Genomic DNA, 21,985 nt, shown 5'->3' with positions numbered 1-21,985 from the left:
TTAGTTAGATTTCTTGATAAATTTGTGGCTATGGGTCGTTATATATACGCCTAAAATAATAAAGATACCACTTAAAATTTTTTGCAGAGTAATCGGCTCATTTAAGGTAAAATATGCAGAAATAATACCTACTACAGGTAATAAATTCAAAAATATAGCAGAATTACTAGCTCCTACTTTTTTAGTGCCTAAATTCCAACAAATCATAGCAGTTATACCGCCACCTAAAATAATAAATAAGAATGAATAAAGAGCGATAGGAGATAGCGGAACTATTTGTAAGCCTACACTATAATGGGCAAATATTGCTGTTAAGATAGAACCAAATAATCCAGACCAGGCAGTAGCGGATAAGACTGATATTTTTTTGAGTATAGGAATGCTGAGTAAAATATAAATGACCCAAGCTACTTCACCGATGAAGAAATAAATATCTCCTTTATTAAAATTCATTTGGGTAAAAGTAGTGATATTTCCTCCACTTAATAAATATAATGTACCTAAGAAAGAAATAATTATACCTGTTACTTGAATTGAATTTAAATGTTCTTTAAGAAAAATTCTAGCTAAAATAACAGTGATAACAGGAGCTGTAGTACTGATTAATGTCATATTACCAACAGAGGAATATTGTAGTCCTGTGAATTGAATACCATTACTTACTGTAATACCAAAAAAGCCCATTAAACATAAAGTTAATAGACATTTTTTTGGTGGTAAAAAATTTTTTTCATTTGTTATTTTCATGATAATGAATAAAATTATACTGACAATAAGAAATCTAAGAGGAATTATCGTTAAGATATTCATTTCTTGCGTTACTATTTTTATAGTAACAGGTTGAAATCCCCATAGAAGACAAGCGATAATTAGAAAACTATAAGCTTTGTGTTGCATTTTTCACCTAAATTAAATCATATTTGTCCTTTGTTTCTTCTAGTATCATATCGCGTCTTGTTTTTGATTCAACAAAATAATCATGAATGGCTTGGCGGTCTTTTTTAGCAATGGAAGTTATTACTCCACTTAAGATAGCTTGAAGCTGAGAGAGGTGCTCGATAATAGGCTCACTGTTAGAGATACATATATCTGCCCACATATCAGCATTAGAGGAAGCAATGCGCGTAGTATCTTTAAATCCACCACCAGCAAGAGTGATGCAAGATTCTAAATCGTTAGGGTTTTTATCTAAAAGATTAACTAGTGCAGCTGCTGTAATATGAGGAATATGACTGATGATAGAAGCACATCTGTCATGTTCTTCTAAAGTGAGAGTTGTAATATTAGCATTAGTTAATTTTATTAGATTGACGATTTTTTCAACTATTTTGGCTGGAGCACCTGTATCTTTGACGATTACATAACATTTATTATTAAATAAATCTTTATGAGCAGCTGTTACACCGCTTTTTTCACGTCCTGTCATAGGATGACCAGCTACATAATAGATATTTTCAGGAAGTAAATCCATGATTTGTTTGGCAATGAAGGATTTTGTACTGCCTGCATCTGTTAAAATTGCACCTGGTTTTAAATGTGGTAATATTTTTTTTACTAAAGGCACAATTTGTAATACAGGAGTGCTGAGGTAAATAATATCAGCACCTTGTACACATTCTATTGGGTCTAAAAAACCTTCATCAATTGCCTTTAAAGCTTTTGCTTCATGTAAAGATTTTTCAGTGCGAGTATTACCAGTGATGAAGATATCATCTTGTAATTTATCTTTTAGTGCCATACCGAAAGCACCACCGATAAGACCTACACCTAAAATGGCTAAATGTAATTTTGGTGTTTTTTCTGTATTCATAATGTTTTCCCCATCATTTGTGCAATCTGACGAACTTCCTGCATAACAACTGCAAAATTATCTGGTTTAAGTGATTGGTCGCCATCGCTTAGAGCTACTTCAGGATGTGGATGTACTTCAATCATTAAGCCATCAGCACCAGCAGCGATAGCAGCACGAGCCATAGGGCGAACCATTTGCCAACGACCAGTACCATGACTTGGGTCTACGATGATAGGCAAGTGAGATAATTCTTTAACAGCAGCTACAGCACTTAAATCTAAAGTATTGCGAGTGAATGTTTCATATGTTCTGATGCCACGTTCGCAAAGTACGATATTGTAATTGCCACCACTAGCGATGTATTCAGCAGCATTTAACCATTCACTGATTGTAGCACTGAGACCGCGTTTTAAAAGTACAGGTTTATTTGTATGACCTACTTCTTTTAATAATTGGAAGTTTTGCATATTGCGGGCACCGATTTGGAGCATATCAGCGTATTTGCAAATCATATCTAAATCGTTGATATTTACGATTTCAGTTACAACGTTGAGACCTACTTCATCAGCTACTTCACGAAGCATTTTTAAACCTTCTTCAGCTAATCCTTGGAAATCATATGGAGAAGTACGAGGTTTAAAAGCACCACCGCGTAAGAATTGTGCACCGCAAGCTTTTACAGCTTTAGCAGCTTCAAGTAATTGTTCTTTGCTTTCAACAGCACAAGGGCCAGACATGATAGCGAGATGACTACCACCAATTTTAGCACCATTTACATCGATAATGCTATCTTCTTTTTTGAAATCACGACTGACTAATTTATATTTTTCAGTGATGGAAACAGTTTTTTCTACACCGCCAAAACTATTCATCTGCAATGTAGCAATTTTTTTCTTATCACCGATAACACCGACGATAGTGCGAGAAGAACCTTGAGAGAGATGAAAGTCTAAGCCTGCGTCAGTAATTTTATTTTTTACAGCTTCTAATTCAGCATTTGTAGCTTCTGGTTTCATAACGATAATCATAATATGTATTCCTCCTAAATTTTAAATAACTTAAATATATTTTTGTTTAAAAATAAATACAAAAAAGCTCGCCCCTAAATAGGGACGAGCTGTAATTAACCCGTGGTACCACCCTTCTTGCTAATAGCAAGCCACTTTATTCAGGTACTAACATACCCTAGCCTATGATAACGGTGGCATTCCGACTAAGCCTACTAAATAAATGTTCAGCCAGTAGCTCACAGGTGTATTTCTATTTGCTTCATTATTATGTCGCACCAAACCATAACTCTCTGAAAACTTCGCAAATATACTTTTCCTGTTCATTGCATTTATCTATGTCTAATACTATAAACATAAAATCTTTTTTTGTCAATATTAATTTTTATAAAATTTAATTTATGATTGTATAGTTGTAAATAATTAATATTTTCATTGCTAAAATAATGATAGAAGATACTTTTTATATTTATTGATTTGAGGATGATTATGAATAAATTTTTAGTGTAAAGATGAAAAAAAAATCTTTTTCTTTTGATTAAATTGTTGTTGATTAATTTTAAGATTTTTCTTAAAATGGAAATAAGTAATTTTATAATAAGGAGATTTTTATGAAGAATATTATTTTTGATATTGATGGTACATTGTGGGATTCTACTGATGTTGTAGCTGAAAGTTGGAATGAAGCTATATTAGAAAAAACAGGAGTTAAAGCAAATCTAGATGGCGATAAATTAAAAAAATTATTTGGTAAAACAATGGACGAAATTGGTCGAATTATATTACCTGATTTAGATGATGAAAAACGTGCAGAAGTATGTAAAGCTTGTTATGATTATGAAGATGCTTATTTAGAAAAAAAATCAGGAACTTTTTATGATGGTGTAATTGATACATTGAATAAATTGGCAGAAAATTATAATTTGTATATAGTAAGTAATTGTCAAGTTGGTTATATTGAAACGACTTTAAGATATGCCAATATGACAGATAAAGTAAAAGACCATTTATGTTATGGTGATACAGGTCTTCATAAGGGTGAAACTATTAAATTATTGATGAAAAATAACAATATAGATGAAGCTATTTATGTAGGCGATACACAAGGAGATTTTGAAGCTTGCGAGATAGCAGGTATTCCGATGATTTTTGCAAATTATGGTTTTGGCAAAGTGGAAAATCCAGCTTATATAATCAATGATATAAAAGAATTGCCAGCATTAATGGATGAATTAAATAAAAAATGAAATAAAACCCCTAGCAATTATTTATTGCTAGGGGTTTTGTTTTAAGCTCTTTTTTTGAGAGTATCTTTTAATAATTTATCACCAGCAATACCAGGATGTGTCATTTCACTTGGTGATAAAATAATATCGAGTTCTTCTTCAGTTAATAGATTTTTACTTAAGATGATTTCACGTACAGGTTTATTAGTTTGATAAGCTTCTTTAGCGATCATAGAAGCATTTTCATAGCCAATATGAGGAAGTAGTGCAGTGATAGTACCAACACTATGATTGAGCCAAGTAGAGCATTGTTTTTCATTTGCTTGTAAATCTATTAAAAGATTATCAACAAAGGTATTTACTGCATTGGTCATATATTTTATAGAATTAAATATATTAAAAGCTATTACTGGTTCCATGACATTTAATTCAAATTGACCATTTTCTACAGCAAGGCTGATTGTAGTGTCATTACCGATAATTTGGTAGCAAGTTTGATTTAAAACTTCAGCGATAACTGGATTTACTTTACCAGGCATAATGGAAGAACCAGGCTGACGAGCTGGCAATTTTAATTCATTTAAACCGCAACGAGGGCCAGAAGCCATTAGACGGAAATCATTAGCCATTTTTATGAGCATAAGAGCAGTATTTTTTAAGGCAGAAGAGATATCAGCAAAGCCATCGGTATTATTAGTAGCATCAATTAAATTTTTAGCGACATGAAAATCTTCTTCTGTTAATTCAGATAGAATTTTAGCTACTTCTGGAATATAATCTGGTTCGGCATTTAATCCTGTGCCGATAGCAGTTCCACCCATATTGATATAGTGTAAATTAATTAAGGCATGTTCAATGCGATTTAAACCACGATTTACACCAGAAGCATAAGCAGACATTTCTTGACCTAAAGTGATAGGAACAGCATCTTGAAGATGAGTTCTGCCCATTTTGAGTATATTTTTAAATTCATGAGCTTTTTTTTCTAATTCCCAAGATAAACGTTTTAGAGCAATTTTTAATTTACGTGATTTTAAAATGATACATAATTTTATAGCTGTAGGAAAAGCATCATTTGTAGATTGAGCCATATTAGCGTGATTATTTGGAGAAATAATATCATAGCGTCCTTTTTTTTCACCAATAATCTCTAAAGCTCGATTGCAAAGTACTTCATTCATATTCATATTGATAGAAGTGCCTGCTCCACCTTGGATAGGATCAACAATGAAATTGTCATGTAATTTACCCGCGATGATTTCATCAGCAGCTTTTATCAGGGCATTGGCAATTTTATTATCAAGACGAGCTGTTTTTAAATTTGCCATAGCAGCAGCTTTTTTTACTATAGCTAAAGCAATGATGAAATCTGGATCTAATTTTTGACCTGTGATATTAAAATTATGAGAACCTCTAAGACTTTGTACACCGTAATAAGCATTATCAGGAACTTCAAGTTCACCTAAAAAATCATGTTCTATACGCATTTTAATCGCCTCCGCGAAATATTATCTTCTTTACATGCATATTGTATCATGTATACAATGTACATGTAAAGACAAAAATAAATTTTCTTAAAATTATTTTAAATAAGTAGTATTTCACTACTTATTTATGGATTTTTTGGCTTAAGGAATTATTAAATCTTTGATTACAAAGAAATAGAGTGGAAAAATTATCAGTAAAAATATAATTGTTGTAGATAAAAATGAAGAGATAGCAATATTTACATTTAATTTATAGATGCTACAAGCAAGTACAGCGTTTATAGCTGTAGGAGCAGAAAAAGCAATAATCATGCTTCCAATTAGTACAGGATCGTTAAAGAGATAGATCAATACAAAATAAGCCATCAAAGGAAGTACGATGAATTTTACAATGATGATATCACTAGTCTTTTTGAGAAAATATTTAGCTTTATCAAATCTAGTGATGTAACCGACAGGAAATAAGCCTGCCCAAGCTCCAATATGTACTAGATAATTAAATATATCATAGCCAATTTGAGGAGTAGGAATATTATTAAAAGCTAGACAAAAACCGATAATCATAGCTAAAACTGGCAATTGATTAAGGTTAAATAGTAATTGGCGTATATTGATTTGATTTTTTTGATGATGTCTACGGCTGGCTTTTGAATGATAATAATTAGCTAAAGGAAAGCAAACACTTAATGTAAATAGAGTTTGAAACATTGCTACGATTTGAAGATAAGCAAATCCTTGAATGCCATAGACAATAAAAGCACATAACCCGGATAAAGTGCCGATATTAGATAACATGGAAGCCATCATATAAGCTCCACGGTCATTTAAGTTTTTATAACTAGAAGCAAAAGTATATTTGGCAATTATACCTGGAACTATACAAGCTAAAAAACCAAATATTGGAAGCCAAAGTAAATCCATGCTTATTTTTAAGGTCCAAAAACTTAAAAAAGATAAAATAGAGACGACTAAACGAATATTGATTTTTATGAGTTTATTACAAAAATCTTGTGTGATTACTTGATAGCGATAGCATAAATAACCTGCGACAAGGGGTGCGATTAGATCTGTAAATACAAATAGAAAACGAAGTTGAGCTTCATCCAAAATAAAATCCTCCTAAGAAAAGAGACCAGATATTATCTGGTCTCAATATAAATTAATATTCATAATCGTAAATATTATTTTCTGCAGAAATATCATTGTTAGATGGTGTAGTATTTATATTATAATCTGTATTTGTTGTAGATGATGTATTATCTGTAGTATCAGTAATATTAGAAGAAGTACTAGAAGTATTATCAGAAGCATCTGTAGTATTAGTGGAAGTATCTTCTTCATCTATTGGTGGTGTATTTACTTTAAAGTTATCTGCTAAGTTTGTTTGAATAGCATAAATATTAGTAGCTGTTTTTGTTTGAATATAAGATTCTGTACCAGCTGGTAAATCAATATCTTTACCGTTTACGAAAATACCACCAACTATACCGATAGGTCCTAAAAGTGCCATACCTGCAATACTTGCACCTGCTGCCATAGCTAGATTTTCAATTTCTTTTTTTGCTTTATCACCTAAAATAGTTTGAACATAAGTTCCATCAAAAGCTTGAATTTGTTGGAAATCTACATCAATTTCGCCATTACGACCGAAGTTTCTAGCACTTTTTACTTTGGTAACAACACCTTCACCAGGAGCTCCTGCTGCAATAATTAATTTTCCATTATAAATAACATCTTCAGCGGCTTGGAATTTTACTTTATCGCCAACTTTAGATGTTTCTGTATTAAGAGGTGTAACTAGTTTTATTTTTATCAGAGTATCAACTGGAATAGTTGTAGAAACAAGTGGAGTTTTGGTATCAGAATTGCCATAGGCAAGCATAGCCAAGTCATTCATGCGTTTTTGCAGTGTGCCAGTTATAGGTTTACCGTAAATTTGAGTTTCTAATGTAGTTATTCTATCAGTCAGAGATTTTATGGAAACATGACGACTTAAGAACCATTCAATACCATTCATTTGAGTGATAGCAGAAGGGCGAATACTGTTATCAAACATAGTGGAATATAAGGTGTTTATGCGGTCACTAAGTGCTGTTTTTGAACTGGAAGTTTTACCATAAAAATCTGTTTCTAAACGACTAATTCTATCTAATAGGGCACCAGTTTGTTCTTGTCCATATACAGATTGTTCAACTAAAAGTAATTTTGATTGTAAGTTAGTCGAATCTAAAACGCCATAATTGTAAGATGGAGGTTGAGCCGTATTTGTGCTATTTAAACTACCAGCCAAAACAGGTGTTCCAGAAGTAAATAGCAATGAAATACATAATCCAGTAGAAATAGCTTTTTTTAAGGACATACAAACCCTTCTTTCTAATGTTTATTTTAAATTTTACTGAGCTGCATTTGACGATTGACAAAATATACTGGTTGTAAATTTAATTTATCAAGTAATGTATAAGCTTCTTTAAAGGCAAAACCTATATTTTCTGGTTTATGTGCATCAGAGCCTATACTTACATATTTACCACCAAGCATAGCATAGCGTTCATATAATTTTAATAAAATAGATATATTATTAGAGTTATCAAAACGTCTAGTATTTAGTTCAGGCACAATACCTTTGTCAATGATTGTCTGCCAAAGAGTATCAATAGTGTCATGGAATTCTTCATAGCAAATATCTTTTTTTGCATATGGGGCATAACGACAAATATAATCAATATGGCCTAGTATATTAGCGAAATCATGTTGTTTGATTAATTTTATCATTGTGTTTAAATAGTTTAGATATACAGTATGCTTATCTTCAGTATAACAGGATTCATAAAATAAATCTTTACCCTCTAATAAATGCAATGAGCAAATAACTTGGTCAAAAGGAGCACTTTCGACAAATTTTTTACTTTGAATGAGAGTATGTTCTTGCATACCAACTTCTACACCTAAATAAAGTGTTTTTGATTGGTAGCTAGAATATTCTTGAAAATATTGTTGGGGGTTAAACTCATAGATATCATCACCAGGAAAATCATAATCTAAATGTTCTGTGAGTACTAAGCCTATATTTTGTTGTTTAGCACTTAAGATGGCATCTTCGATAGACATTTTAGAGTCAGCTGAAAATTTTGTGTGAAGATGAGTATCAAAAAGCATAATTATCACCTATTATTGTTAAACTTTTAATTTGTGATTATTATTTTTGTATAGCTTCATTTAAAGCTCTAGATAATTGGTCTGGACAAGAAGTTGGTCTCATACCACAATGAATGCCTTGACATCTTTCGATGACATCTTGAGCTTTTTGACCTTCAATCAATCTGCTGATACCTTGAAGATTACCATTACAACCGCCGATGAATTCAACGTTATGAATGATATTATTATTATCAAGACTAAAATTTATTAATTTAGAACAAGTACCAGAAGTTTTATAAGAAAAATTTTTCATAAGAAATCACAATCCTTTATTTTTATAGTATATATATTGTTTATTATTATTTGTATTATTATAAAATGACAATTCGTTGTTTGTAAATAATTTCTTGATATTTAGAGATAAATAAGGCAAAATATATTAAGTATAAATAAAATTGTGAGCGATTTTGTATATAGAGGTGTAAATAATAATGAAAGTTGCAATGATAGGAACAGGTTATGTTGGATTAGTTACAGGAACTTGTTTTGCTGCCACAGGAAATAATGTCACTTGCGTTGATGTAGTAACAGAAAAGATCGAAGATTTAAAACAAGGAATAATTCCTATATATGAGCCGGGTTTAGAGCAAATGGTAAAATCAGCTCAACAAAGAGGAAATTTAAAATTTACGACAGATATAAAAGAAGCTTTAAAAAATAGTGATATTTGTTTTATTGCAGTAGGTACACCTATGGGTGAAGATGGTAGTGCAGATTTACAATATGTAATGAATGCAGCACGCGAAATCGGTCAATATATGGTACATGATATGTATATAGTGGATAAATCTACTGTGCCAGTAGGTACTGGAGATAAAGTAAAAGCTGTAATTCAAGAAGAATTGGATAAACGCGGCAGTAATTTAAAATTTGATGTCATATCTAATCCTGAATTTTTAAAAGAGGGTAATGCTTGTCAAGATTTTATGCATCCTGATAGAGTGGTTATCGGCTCTGAAAATGCAAAATCTATAGAAGTTATGCAAGAATTATATGAACCATTTATTCGTTCAAGTGAATTTTTTGTGACTATGGACATAAAAAGTGCAGAGCTTACAAAATACGCTGCAAATGCTATGCTTGCTACTAAAATTTCATTTATTAATGAAATTGCTAATATCAGTGAACGCGTAGGAGCTGATATTAATAAAGTAAGACGTGGCATTGCAAGTGATTCTCGTATTGGTTATAGTTTTTTAAATCCTGGTTGTGGTTATGGCGGAAGTTGTTTTCCTAAAGATGTAAAAGCATTGATCAAAACAAGTAAAGAACATAATTATGAACCAGAATTATTAACATCTGTAGAAAGTGTAAATTCTCGTCAAAAAATGGTATTAGTTCATAGTGTTACAGAAATCTTAGGCGAAGATTTAAGTGATAAGACTATTGCAATTTGGGGATTAGCTTTTAAACCAGGTACAGACGATATGAGAGAAGCACCATCAATTACATTGATTAAAGAATTAAAACAACGTGGTGCTACGATTAGAGCATATGATCCTCAAGCTATGAATATGGCAAAATCTTTCTATCTTAAAGATGTAGATGTGAATTATATAAATAACAAATATGATGCTTTAAATGACGTTGATGCTTTAGTAATTGTTACAGAATGGAAAGAATTCCAAAGTCCAGATTTCATGGAAATTGCTTCAAGAATGAAAGGCAATGATGTTTTTGATGGACGAAATATTTATAAGGCAAAAACCGTAAAAAGTAATGGTTTAAATTATTATCAAATTGGTGTACGAAAATAAATATTGTGTTAAAATAAAAGTAGCTACTAAATTAATTAATTTAGTAGCTACAATATTTTTATTTAGCTGTATTGATGATAAGAGCTGTAAATTCTAGATTTTCAGTAGCAGATTTATTTTCAATACCATGACCTTCTCCATCTGGACAGAAGACAACATCGCCAGCTTTTACTTCAATAATATTTCCATTATCACTGTAAAGACCATTGCCTTTAGTGATATAATAGGCTTCGCCATTACCATGATGTTCATGATAGCCTAAAGAACAATTTGGTTCTAAAGTAACATGAGCGAACATACCGCATTGTTCTTTCAATTCGTTTTTTGTGAGTAAATGTTCAATGATAATATGACCTTTACCGCCATTGGCTTTTTCTTTACGGACAATTTCATGTTCTGTGAAAATCATAGTAAAACCCTCCAAAATTTAAGTAGTATTTAATAGTATTTTATCATAGATTAAAAAAAATTGTGACAATTTATTAGAAAAGAAAGGAATTTTATGATTGAGTTTTTAAAATTTGGTGCTAGTTGGGTATTGCCACCAGGAATATTTTTTGTTTTATTTTTATTTTTAGCTTATTGTTGTAAAAAAAGAAGACAAACAAGACTAGCAATAGCTATTACATTTGTTACATTTATTTTTTATTTATCATCAACTTCGTATATAGCTAGTATGTTAATTGGCAGATTAGAAGATGCTTATGATCCACCTCAACATTTGCCTAATGCGGATGTAATCATCGTTTTAGGAGGCGGAGCTACAGGTGATACACCAGATGTCACAGGAACAGGGACTTTATGTAGTATACCAGCCAATCGTTTACTTACCGCTGTTCGTTTACAAAAAAAATTGGGTATACCAATTATTGTTTCAGGTGGACAAATTTATGAAGATAGTGGTAGAGAAGCAGATATTGCCAGACGTATATTGAAAGAGCTCGGTGTATCTGAAGATATGATTTTACTAGAAAATAGGAGTTTAAATACAACGCAAAATGCGGAATACAGTACTAATATTTTAAAATCAAGAAAGTACAAACAGCCTTTACTTGTAACATCAGCTTTTCATATGGATAGAGCTGTAGTTAATTTTAACAAGTTAGGTGTAGATGTAATACCATATCCTTGTGATTATATGGTGAATAAAGAAAAGGTTTTTCACTATAATCGCTTAGCACCATCATCTCAGGCATTAGAGTTTACAGCAATTTATTTACAAGAAAATTTACGAACATTTGTAACTAAGTATATAGAATAATAGACAGTTAAAATCCATTTTTGGTATATTTATCAAAAATGGGATACATAAGGGCGGTGATATTATGGTAAAAGATTTAACGACAGGTAGTCCAGCAAAATTAATATTGATGTTTACTTTGCCATTAATTGTAGGTAATGTATTTCAACAATTATATTTATTAAGTGATACTTTAATTGTTGGACGTTTGTTAGGGGTAAGTGCTTTAGCAGCAGTAGGATGTAGCGGATGTTTGATGTTTTTTATGATTGGGTTTGTAATTGGATTTACAGCAGGATTATCTATCTGCACAGGTCAGCGTTTTGGAGCAAAAGATGAAGATGGTATGAGAAAAAGTGCAGCGGCTTGTGTGGTTTTAAGTGTGATCACAACTATTATTGTCACTATTTTTGGTGTAATAATGGTTCGTCCTGCACTTATTTTTTTACAAACACCACCAGAAGTATTGGATATGGCATGCACATTTTTAACTGTAATTTTTTTAGGTATCGTAGCTACAATGATGTTTAATATGTCTTCTAATTTAATTCGTGCTTTAGGAGATAGTAAAACGCCTCTTTATTTTTTAATTTTAGGTTGTGTATTGAATATTATTTTAGAAATAGTTTTTATTGGTGTTTTTGAGTGGGGTATTAAAGGTGCGGGTTTTGCCACAGTATTAGCCCAATTGATCAATGGTAGTTGTTGTGTATATTATATTAAAAGAAAAATACCTTTATTGCATTTTCAATTAAAAGATTTGAAGATTTCTAGAGAAATAGCTATACAGCATTTAAAGGTAGCACTTCCTATGGGATTTCAAGCTTCAATCATTGCTATCGGTGCTATTATCTTGCAAGTTCCGTTAAATAATTTAGGTGAAGTTGCTGTAGCAGCGTATGCAGCAGCTCAAAAGATAGATATGATAGCTGTTATGCCTCTTATGTCATTTGGCATGGCAATGGCAGCATATACTGCTCAAAATTATGGTGCTGGTCGCATGGATAGGATAAAAACTGGCGTTAATAAATGTATATTGATGTCTGGTGGATTTAGTATTTTAGCAGGAATGATGAATATTTGTTTAGGTCCAATGTTGATTAGATTATTTGTGGGCGATGGACAAGAACAAGTAGTGGAATATGGTCATATTTATTTGATTGTAAATGGTTCATGCTATTTAATTTTATCTTTATTATTTATTTATCGTTATACATTGCAAGGTTTGGGACAAAGCATTATTCCTACTTTTGCAGGTATCATGGAATTAGTGATGAGAGCAGCGGCTGGTCTATTTTTAGTTGATGCATTTGGTTATATCGGTGCATGTTGGGCAAATCCTATGGCATGGATTGGTTCATGTGTGCCACTTATGATAACTTTTTATATTACAAGAAAGTCTTTGTTGAAAAAGTATTATGAGCACAAATTATCAGTTTAATTTGCATAAAAAAAGTTTTCTTATATTTATATAAATTGAAAAGAAAATAAAAATAGATTGCCAATTTTGATAAATAATAATATTATATTTATAGATTTATAAATTTATTGAGGTGAAAAATATGGAATTAAAATCATCAGCATTCAAAGCATATGATATTCGTGGAAAATTCCCAGAAGAAGTTAATGAAGAATTAGCTTATAGAATTGGTCGTGTATTTCCAACATTATTTAATGCTAAAAGAGTTGCAGTAGGTCATGACATCAGACTTTCTGGTCCAGAAATTCAGAAAGCTTTAGAACTCGGTCTTACTGAAATGGGTTGTGAAGTTGTAGACATCGGTCAGTGCGGTACTGAAATGATTTATTTTGCTACAGCTCATCTTGGATTAGATGGCGGTATCATGATTACTGCTAGCCATAATCCAAAAGAATATAATGGTTTAAAATTAGTTCGTAAAGAAGCTCGTCCTATTAGCGGTGATACTGGTCTTAAAGATATCGAAGCTAAAGTTATGGCTGGTGAACTTGGTACACCTGCTGAAGTACCTGCAAAAGTTATCGAAGTTGATATCATGAAAGAATATATCGATCATTTATTAACTTATGTAGATATGAGTGCTTTAAAACCATTGAAAATTGTTGTAAACTCTGGTAATGGTGCAGCTGGCCCAATCATTGATGAACTTGAAAAACGCTTACCATTCAATTTCGTTAAAGTTTATAATACACCAGATGGATCTTTCCCTAACGGTGTACCAAATCCATTATTAATGGAAAATCGTGAAGCTACTGCAAAAGTTGTTCGCGAAGAAAAAGCAGATCTCGGTGTTGCTTTTGATGGTGACTTCGACCGTTGCTTTATCTTTGATGAAAATGGCGATATGATTGAAGGTTATTATATCGTTGGCTTCTTAGCAAAAGCTTTCTTAAAGAAAAATCCTGGTGCAAAAATCATCTATGATCCACGTCTTACTTGGAATACAATTGAAGTTGTTGAAGAAGCTGGCGGCACACCTGTTATGTGTAAGAGCGGTCATGCATTTATCAAAGATTGCATGCGTAAAGAAGATGCTGTTTATGGTGGCGAAATGTCTGCACATAACTACTTCAAAGATTTCTCCTTCTGCGATAGCGGTATGATTACATGGCTTTTAGTTGCTGAATTATTATGCCAGGCTGAAGGTAAAATGTCTGAAATGCTTAAAGAACGCATGGAACGTTATCCAATTAGCGGTGAAATCAACAGCAAAGTAGCAGATGCAAAAGCTGTTATGGCTGCAATTGAAGCAAAATACGGTTCCACTGGTGAAGTTTGCAAAATGGATGGTTTCAGCGTAAATTATCCAGATTGGAGATTTAATGTTCGTATTTCCAATACAGAACCAGTTATTCGTCTTAATGTAGAAACTCGTGGCGATAAAAAACTTCTTGAAGAAAAAACAGCAGAAGTTTTAGCGGTTATTCGTGCTTAATAAGTATATAACTATATTTCATATTTATAGTTATATAAATAATCGTCAATAAAAATTAAATATGATATAATAGGACTATTCAATTATATGTTTGATATTTTGAATAGTTCTATTTTATGATAGGCTATATGTTTTAGTTAAGGGGGAATTAAAAACATGAGTATCAAATTAAAATCTGGCTTTACTTTTGACTATGATAATTTATTTGGTGAAGGTAAAGTAACTAAAGCTGATATTGAAGCTTTTGGTGAAAAATTAAAAGAAGCTCATAAAGCAATGAATGTAATGCGTGAAACTGGTGTAATTAAAGGTCATTTATCTAAAGATGGTGAACCTGAAAAAGTATTATTCAGCCAGTGCCCATATATTCAAGAAGGGCCTTTAAACTCTCCTGAATCTATGAAACGTCTTCAAGATTTACGTGAATCTGTAAGAAATCGTATAGATGCAGTTGTTTCTTTAGGTATTGGTGGTTCTTACCTCGGAAATAAAGTATTATTCGATATTCAATGCGGTGAATTCTGGAATAGCAAATCCACTGAAGAAAGAAATGGATATCCTAAATTCTATTTCAGCGGTAATAATATCGATCCACGTCGTACAAAAGATTTAATTACTAATCTTGAAGATTGTGCAGAAATTACAAAATCTCATTATAAACGCAATTACAAAGTAATGCTCATCGTAATTTCTAAATCTGGTGGAACACTTGATACTATGTCTAACTTCATGGTAGTTTATGATGCATTAAAGAAAAATCCAGATATTGAATTAGAAATTGTAGCAGTAACAGATCCTAACCTTGAAAAACCAACATTATTAAAACAGATGGCTATTGACCATAACTGGCCACAATTCTCTGTACCAGACGGAGTTGGCGGACGTTTCACTGTATTTACAGATGTAGGTCTTACAACAGCTGCTTGCATTGGTTTTGATATTGATGAATTCTTACGCGGTGCAAGAGATATGGATGAAGCTTGTAAATCTGAAAATGTTTGGGAAAACCCAGCAATGCTCAATGCTGCTTTAAAATATATCGCTTCTGAAAAATATGGTCGTCATATTGAAGTTATGATGCCATATGGTGACTATTTTGAATCTTTATCTATGTGGTACATTCAGTTATTAGCTGAATCCTTAGGAAAACAGTTCGATAAAGAAGGCAATGAAGTATGCTATGGTCGTACTCCAGTTGTTGCTCTTGGTACACGTGATATGCACTCTCAGACTCAGCAACATCAAGAAGGTATGCTTGATAAAGTTGTTCAGTTCATTCGCGTAGAAAAATGGGAAAATGATTTAGTAATTCCTAACGTATTCCCAGAAGTTAAAAAACTTGCTGATATCTCTGGCGTAACAATGGGTGACGCTTTAGAAGTTGCTCGTCAGTCCAATGCTGATGCTCTTGCTTCTAACAAACGTTTCAATGCATTATTTAGCTTACCTGAAATGAATGCTTATCATTTAGGTGAACTCTTATACATGCTTGCAATGTCTATTGCTTATGAAGGTGAATTTGCTAATGTTGATGCATTTGACCAACCAGGCGTAGAAGCTTACAAACGTATAATGGGACCTAAACTTCAAGAATTAAAAGCTAAAAAATAATTTTTGAGTTTATAAATTTATATTAGAAAGAGGATACATTTGTATCCTCTTTTTGTCATTTTTGAAGAGGTTTATTATGGTAAAATATAAAGAATTTATACAGAGTAAATTGGCAAAGTTTAATAATTTACCAAAGAAATGGCAACAGATATTGATATTTATAGTGATAATAATGGTGATTGGAGTTTATTGCTTTTTTAGTGAAAATGAAACACAGATAGCAACTAGTAAAAATTTAGCAAATGATAATATGGTATTAAAAGATACAGTAAAAGAAGAAAATAATAAGATGATTTATGAAACAGATAAAGATATAGCAGTGATAAAAAATCCTTTTTCTTTTGCTCATGAACAAGCTGATGATTTAGTAGCGAAAAATAGCGGTAACGAAATTCAAGTAGATGAGAATACAAAAGAAAATCAATTTGAAAATACTATGAATATTAGTGATGATCGAAATGATAAAATAACAGAAAATAAATTAAATAATGAAAAAATAAAGCGAGATATATCGACTCAAAATAACGAAAAAATATATAAACTAAAAGCAATATTGAATTTTAATCATGAAATGGTAGCATTATTTAGCATAAATGATAAGGTATATAGAGTACATCAAGGAGATATAATTGATGATATAAAAATTATTGCTATTGAAAAAGATAAATTGATTTTGCAGGATAATACAGGAAAAAATATAAATTGCCCTTTAACTTAGAGCTAAAGAGTTTAGTATGTAGCTTAGGAGTTAATGATGAAGAATTTAATAAAAATATGTTTAATATCAATGATGATGATTTTGGAAATTATATGTAATAATTTTATGGTAGCAAATGCTAATGAATTAGAAGCTGTAGATGTAGATATTAGAAATCTACTTACGAGTATAGCAGCAGAAAATAATTTAAATATAGTAATAAGTGATGATGTTCAAGGAAATGTATCTGTAAAATTAAAAGACATAAAATCTCAGGATATGATAAAAATTATTGCTCAAAATAATAATTATACATATCAATTAAAGGATAATGTCATTTATATAAGCAAGGGAGATAAAGATATAAATTTATATACAGTGCAGATAAATTATTTAGAATTAGATAAAATAGCACAAACTATAAATCTGATGTTAACAGGTAATTTGCCTGATAAAATAGATGATAAAGATAAAAAAACAGCGATAAATAATAAGGTAATGATTGATGAAAGCGAAAATACAATAAGTTTTTATGGAACTTTAGAACAATATGAACAGATAAAAAAATATTTAAAAGAGCAAGATAAACCGCCAAAACAAGTATCATTAGAGGCAAAGGTAACTGCTATTCAAAAAGATGCTGCCAAAAACTTAGGCATAAGTTGGGAATGGTCAAAATTACCTCAATCACCTAAACATGAAATAACTTATGATACAGTAAAACATACGGTAGTAAACGAAAATGGTACAAAAGAAGAAATAACAGATTATTTACCTGTAGATGAAGTAACGCGTAAATGGAACGATGATGAAAATATTCCTGGGGTAATTCGCTTTGGCAAAGGTGTAGATGGCTATCCTTATGAATTTTATTATGCCGCTAAGATTGATGCTTTAATAAGTGATGGTAAGGCTAATATTTTAGCTCGTCCAAATATTACTACCATACAGGGAAAAGAAGCTGTGATTAATATAGGCAGTGAAGTCCCTGTGCCTACTGTATCCACAACGAATTCAACGACTACAACTTCAATAAAATATCGTGAAGCTGGTATTATTTTAAAATGCACGCCAAGAGTAAATGAAGATGGCATAATCACGGTAAAAGTACATACAGAGGTAAGTTCGCCAATGTATGTAGAAGATATGAAGGCATATCGTTTTCAAAAGCGTTCAGCAGATACCATTGTTCGCCTAAAAGATGGTCAAACGATGGTAATCGGTGGTTTGATTGGCAGTGATGAAGCTAAGCAGATAAGTAAAGTCCCTTTTTTAGGTGATATTCCGATATTGGGTAATTTATTTAAACATATCCAAAAAAGTAAAAGTGATACTGAAGTCATGATTTTTTTGACGGCACATGAAGTCATGGACTAAATATATATTGAGTAAATATTTCATAAATAATAAAATAAAGCGAGTTTATAGCTTTTATGATATAATAATTGATTAGTAATAGCTTATATTTAAGAAATTTTTATAAGTATTGGAGATGAATATATGCTTAATTTAGAAAAATCTTCACAAGCTTTTGCGCAGGCTAAAGAAGTTATGCCTGGTGGGGTAAATAGTCCTGTACGTTCTTTTGCTAGAGTAAAATGTGATCCACCTTTTATAGCTAAAGCTAGTGGCAGTAGAATTTATGATATTGATGGCAATGAATATATTGATTATGTAGGTTCTTGGGGCCCAATGATAGTGGGACATGCTCATCCAGATGTAGTCAAAGCAATTCAAGAAGCAACGACTCGTGGTACAAGTTATGGTGCACCTACATTATTAGAAACACAACTTGCCAAAAAAGTAATAGAATTAATGCCTTCTATTGAAAAAATCCGCATGGTTAATTCAGGTACAGAAGCAACTATGAGTGCACTTCGCGTAGCTCGTGGTTATACTGGCCGTGATAAAATTGTAAAATTCATCGGTTGTTATCATGGTCATGCTGATAGTTTACTTGTAAAAGCTGGTTCTGGTGCAGCTACTTTTGGTCAGCCAGATAGCCCAGGGGTAACAAAAGGAACAGCTAAAGATACAATTACAATACCATATAATGATGTAGATGCTTTCGTTAATTTGATGAATGAACAAGGCGATGAAATCGCAGCTGTAATCGTTGAACCAGTTGCAGGTAATATGGGTCTTGTACTTCCAAAACAGGGCTTTTTATCCACACTTCGCAAAGAAACTGAAAAACATGGCACTGTACTTATCTTTGATGAAGTAATGTGTGGTTTTAGAGTAGCTTTAAATGGTGCTCAAGCAGCTTATGGAATTAGACCTGATTTGACTTGCTTAGGTAAAATTATAGGTGGCGGTCTTCCTGTAGCAGCTTATGGTGGTAAACGTGAAATCATGGATTGTGTATCACCAAAAGGACCTGTTTATCAAGCTGGTACATTGAGTGGAAACCCACTTGCTATGACTGCTGGTATTGCTACACTTAATATAATTTCTGCTGATCCAGCATGGGGAAAAGCTGATTATACACGTGAATTATCCATTAAAACAAAACATTTATTACAAGGTTTTGCTAAAGCAGCTAAAGATGCTGGTGTAAAAGTACAACTTCATCAAGCAGGCTCTATGTTTGGTGTATTTTTCAATGAAAATGATGTATATGACTATGCTACATCTGAAAGTTCTAATCAAGAAGCTTTTTGCGTATGGTTTATGTCTATGTTAGAACAAGGCATATATCTTGCACCATCTCAATTTGAAACATTATTTATGTCTGGAGCTCATAGTGATGATGATATTGTAAAAACTATTGAAGCAGCAGAAGTAGCAATGAAAAAAGTGGCAGATTTTCTTAAAGATAATAAATAATTAAAAGAAAATAAAAAAATATATAGTAAAATCTAAAATCCTTAGTATAATAAAACAGTATACTAAGGATTTTTTGATTTTTATAAGAGGAAGTTGTAATTGATTTTAATAGATAGATTTAAATTAAATTTGAAAAAAATATATGATGGTTTTAAAAATATAATCTTAAACCCTGCGAAAACAATAAATTTATGTTGGCAAAAAATATTTAAGGTAATAGAGCAAGAATTTTTCTTTATTAGTTTAATGATGATATTTAATTTTATGCCATATTTATATTTATTTTGTTTATATAATCAGTATGAAAATGCTATAGGTGGTTTATTTAAGCCTTTTAGCGTGATTATTTTCATGGGATTAATTATAAATTTTTTACATGGCAGAATAAAAAAATACTTAAAATATTTTATTTTAAGTATAAGTATGATTTTATCTTTGATGGAATTATTTATAATTGGTAAATATTATACTTTTACTACAGCAGGGATAATAAGTGTAATTATTGGCACAAATCTTCGCGAAACGATAGAATTTATCACTATGTATTTTTCTTGGAGTTATTTAATCTTTATAATTATTTTAGTGTTAGGTATTTATTTGTTAAATCGTATAAGTAAAAAAATAAAATTAAATAATAAATTAGTTATTTTATTTTTACCTTATTTTTGTCTATATAGTTTATTTTATGTAATCATACCTGGGAAAAATCTCACAGAATGTCTGACTTTTACAAGACTTATGGCACCTGTAGAGCAAGCTGTTGAAGATGCAATAGCCTTTCATGAAATTTATACAAATATGCAAAATAATGTACAGATAGTAGATAAAGGAAGAGACATACCAAATATTGTATTTATTTTAGGCGAGTCAACATCAAGAGGTCATATGAGTTTATATGGTTATCCATTAGAAACCACGCCAAAGATGGATAAGATGGCTAAAAATAATGAACTCTATGTCTTTAAAGATGTAATCAGTCCTCATGCGTATACTATTGGTTCACTTCGCGAAGTATTTACTTTTCACAATTATGAAGCTACGAATAAATGGTATGAATGTAATAATTTATTCGATATCATGAAAAAAGCAGGTTATAAAACGTATTGGCTTTCTAATCAAGAAACTTCAGGTCAATGGGCAAATGTAGCACTGGCTTATGCTAATCGCTGTGATTATAAGAAATTTACAGGAATTAGGCAATCATATGAGAAATCTTATCGTGCTGATGGTGAATTATTGCCTTTATTATATGAAGCTATGAATAATGATAGTGAGAAGAATTTTTATGTATTGCATTTAATGGGTTGTCATGGTGAATATGAAAATAGATATACACCTGATTTTGCTAAGTTTGCTAATGTAGATGAAACAAAAGGCATAATAAAAACGCAGGAAGCAAAAACGAAAAGAGCACAATATGATAATGCTATCTTATATGATGATACAATTGTGACACAGATTATGGAAGCTTTTAAAGATAAAGATGCTATAGTCATCTATATGCCAGACCATGGCGAGGAAGTCTATGATTTGAAAAATTTCAGTGGTCATAGTGACGATAATCCTACTAAATCTATGCTAGAAATACCATTTATTATTTATACTACAGAGAAATTCAAACAAAAATACCCTATAGTAGATGCACAAATTAAAGCTTCTGTAGATAAAAAATATATGACAGATGATTTAATTCATACCATTTTGGATACTACAGGGATAAAAACGCCAGAATTTCAGGAAACGCGAAGTATTATAAATCCATATTATAATCAAGAACGAAAGCGAATTTTCTTAGATAAGGATTATGATTTAGAGATGAAAAGTTAATAAAAAAAACTCTTAACATGATGATTATGTTAAGAGTTTTTTTTTAACGTTTAAAGAAATGAAAGATTAGCCAAGCTACAACACCGACACCAAGTAGGGTTAAAAGCACAGGCAGTGCAACAAAGAAGAAAAAGCTTATTATTGCAATACCGCCAATCGCGATTAAACCTCTAGTAAGCCAACTAGAAGAGGATTTACTCCCAAGATTAATATAACGGACTTTTATGCCACTAGAACGTGGTGAACGATAATATCTATCATTGTAAGATTGTTGATATTGTTGTTGTTTTTCTTGAGCTGTTTCTTTGCGAAAGTTATTTTCTTCTTCGATAGTAATGCCATCAAAGTTATTAGTTTCTCGATTACTCATAGTTTGCACATCATGGATATGATAGCAAT

General features: G+C 31.4%; 20 protein-coding genes and 1 other annotated feature. Of the genes, 10 read left to right on the top strand and 10 right to left on the bottom strand.

Annotated features, from left to right (window positions below):
- The 3 genes from Q5I67_RS08180 to aroF are packed head-to-tail and all read right to left on the bottom strand — an operon-like array spanning position 1 to position 2,820.
- Complete coding sequence (locus tag Q5I67_RS08180) at positions 1 to 897, bottom strand: DMT family transporter (protein ID WP_270517503.1); 897 nt, start codon at positions 895 to 897, stop codon at positions 1 to 3.
- A gap of 7 nt (positions 898 to 904) precedes the next feature.
- Positions 905 to 1,810 carry a prephenate dehydrogenase/arogenate dehydrogenase family protein gene (locus Q5I67_RS08175; protein WP_302486998.1) on the bottom strand — a complete coding sequence of 302 codons (906 nt, stop codon included), beginning with the start codon at positions 1,808 to 1,810 and terminating at the stop codon, positions 905 to 907.
- A complete protein-coding gene (aroF, locus tag Q5I67_RS08170) occupies positions 1,807 to 2,820 on the bottom strand; it encodes a 3-deoxy-7-phosphoheptulonate synthase (RefSeq protein ID WP_302486997.1) in 1,014 nt (337 codons plus the stop codon). The genes Q5I67_RS08175 and aroF overlap by 4 nt, the downstream gene beginning before the upstream one ends.
- A gap of 77 nt (positions 2,821 to 2,897) precedes the next feature.
- Positions 2,898 to 3,135: a binding site (T-box leader), on the bottom strand.
- Between the two features lie 275 nt (positions 3,136 to 3,410).
- Here aroF and Q5I67_RS08165 point away from each other — a divergent pair.
- Entirely contained in the window at positions 3,411 to 4,046 is a 636-nt protein-coding gene (locus Q5I67_RS08165; protein ID WP_302486996.1) for an HAD family hydrolase, read from the top strand.
- A 41-nt stretch (positions 4,047 to 4,087) separates the two neighbouring features.
- Here Q5I67_RS08165 and Q5I67_RS08160 read toward each other — a convergent pair whose 3' ends face one another.
- From Q5I67_RS08160 to Q5I67_RS08140, 5 genes are all read right to left on the bottom strand, one after another.
- Positions 4,088 to 5,512: an aspartate ammonia-lyase gene (locus tag Q5I67_RS08160; RefSeq protein ID WP_302486995.1), complete on the bottom strand. Its 1,425-nt coding sequence runs from the start codon at positions 5,510 to 5,512 to the stop codon at positions 4,088 to 4,090.
- A gap of 141 nt (positions 5,513 to 5,653) precedes the next feature.
- Positions 5,654 to 6,619 (bottom strand): AEC family transporter, encoded by a 966-nt coding sequence (locus Q5I67_RS08155; RefSeq protein WP_296899311.1) that lies wholly within the window; start codon positions 6,617 to 6,619, stop codon positions 5,654 to 5,656.
- Between the two features lie 52 nt (positions 6,620 to 6,671).
- The gene (locus Q5I67_RS08150) at positions 6,672 to 7,871 is read right to left on the bottom strand and encodes a hypothetical protein (RefSeq protein WP_296899313.1); all 1,200 of its coding nucleotides are present in this window, start codon (positions 7,869 to 7,871) and stop codon (positions 6,672 to 6,674) included.
- Between the two features lie 26 nt (positions 7,872 to 7,897).
- Positions 7,898 to 8,668: a histidinol-phosphatase HisJ family protein gene (locus tag Q5I67_RS08145; protein WP_302486994.1), complete on the bottom strand. Its 771-nt coding sequence runs from the start codon at positions 8,666 to 8,668 to the stop codon at positions 7,898 to 7,900.
- 40 nt (positions 8,669 to 8,708) lie between these two features.
- Positions 8,709 to 8,963, bottom strand: a complete 255-nt coding sequence (locus Q5I67_RS08140) for a TIGR03905 family TSCPD domain-containing protein (protein ID WP_302486993.1) — start codon at positions 8,961 to 8,963, stop codon at positions 8,709 to 8,711.
- Between the two features lie 178 nt (positions 8,964 to 9,141).
- On the opposite strand from Q5I67_RS08140, the gene Q5I67_RS08135 reads away from it, so the two are divergent.
- Positions 9,142 to 10,467 (top strand): UDP-glucose/GDP-mannose dehydrogenase family protein, encoded by a 1,326-nt coding sequence (locus Q5I67_RS08135; RefSeq protein ID WP_302486992.1) that lies wholly within the window; start codon positions 9,142 to 9,144, stop codon positions 10,465 to 10,467.
- 58 nt (positions 10,468 to 10,525) lie between these two features.
- Here Q5I67_RS08135 and Q5I67_RS08130 read toward each other — a convergent pair whose 3' ends face one another.
- Complete coding sequence (locus Q5I67_RS08130) at positions 10,526 to 10,876, bottom strand: cupin domain-containing protein (RefSeq protein WP_302486991.1); 351 nt, start codon at positions 10,874 to 10,876, stop codon at positions 10,526 to 10,528.
- Between the two features lie 93 nt (positions 10,877 to 10,969).
- Between Q5I67_RS08130 and Q5I67_RS08125 the strand changes: the two genes are divergently transcribed.
- From Q5I67_RS08125 to Q5I67_RS08090, 8 genes are all read left to right on the top strand, one after another.
- A complete protein-coding gene (locus Q5I67_RS08125) occupies positions 10,970 to 11,728 on the top strand; it encodes a YdcF family protein (protein ID WP_296897412.1) in 759 nt (252 codons plus the stop codon).
- 64 nt (positions 11,729 to 11,792) lie between these two features.
- Positions 11,793 to 13,148 carry an MATE family efflux transporter gene (locus tag Q5I67_RS08120; protein ID WP_302486990.1) on the top strand — a complete coding sequence of 452 codons (1,356 nt, stop codon included), beginning with the start codon at positions 11,793 to 11,795 and terminating at the stop codon, positions 13,146 to 13,148.
- A gap of 121 nt (positions 13,149 to 13,269) precedes the next feature.
- The gene (locus tag Q5I67_RS08115; RefSeq protein ID WP_302486989.1) at positions 13,270 to 14,622 is read left to right on the top strand and encodes a phosphomannomutase; all 1,353 of its coding nucleotides are present in this window, start codon (positions 13,270 to 13,272) and stop codon (positions 14,620 to 14,622) included.
- Between the two features lie 156 nt (positions 14,623 to 14,778).
- Positions 14,779 to 16,233, top strand: a complete 1,455-nt coding sequence (locus tag Q5I67_RS08110) for a glucose-6-phosphate isomerase (RefSeq protein WP_302486988.1) — start codon at positions 14,779 to 14,781, stop codon at positions 16,231 to 16,233.
- Between the two features lie 76 nt (positions 16,234 to 16,309).
- Complete coding sequence (locus Q5I67_RS08105) at positions 16,310 to 16,951, top strand: hypothetical protein (protein ID WP_302486987.1); 642 nt, start codon at positions 16,310 to 16,312, stop codon at positions 16,949 to 16,951.
- A 36-nt stretch (positions 16,952 to 16,987) separates the two neighbouring features.
- A complete protein-coding gene (locus Q5I67_RS08100) occupies positions 16,988 to 18,307 on the top strand; it encodes a type II secretion system protein GspD (protein ID WP_302486986.1) in 1,320 nt (439 codons plus the stop codon).
- Positions 18,308 to 18,430: 123 nt separating this feature from the next.
- Positions 18,431 to 19,759, top strand: a complete 1,329-nt coding sequence (gene hemL / locus Q5I67_RS08095; protein WP_302486985.1) for a glutamate-1-semialdehyde 2,1-aminomutase — start codon at positions 18,431 to 18,433, stop codon at positions 19,757 to 19,759.
- Positions 19,760 to 19,858: 99 nt separating this feature from the next.
- Positions 19,859 to 21,586 (top strand): phosphoethanolamine transferase, encoded by a 1,728-nt coding sequence (locus Q5I67_RS08090; protein ID WP_302486984.1) that lies wholly within the window; start codon positions 19,859 to 19,861, stop codon positions 21,584 to 21,586.
- A gap of 43 nt (positions 21,587 to 21,629) precedes the next feature.
- On the opposite strand, the gene Q5I67_RS08085 is transcribed toward Q5I67_RS08090, so the two are convergent.
- Positions 21,630 to 21,985: hypothetical protein (locus tag Q5I67_RS08085; protein ID WP_302486983.1), on the bottom strand; the 356-nt coding region annotated here is incomplete at its 5' end.

The sequence above is a fragment of the uncultured Megamonas sp. genome, from assembly GCF_958438645.1.
Taxonomy (GTDB): Bacteria; Bacillota; Negativicutes; order Selenomonadales; family Selenomonadaceae; genus Megamonas.
This window is presented reverse-complemented; position numbering and strand designations above follow the sequence as displayed.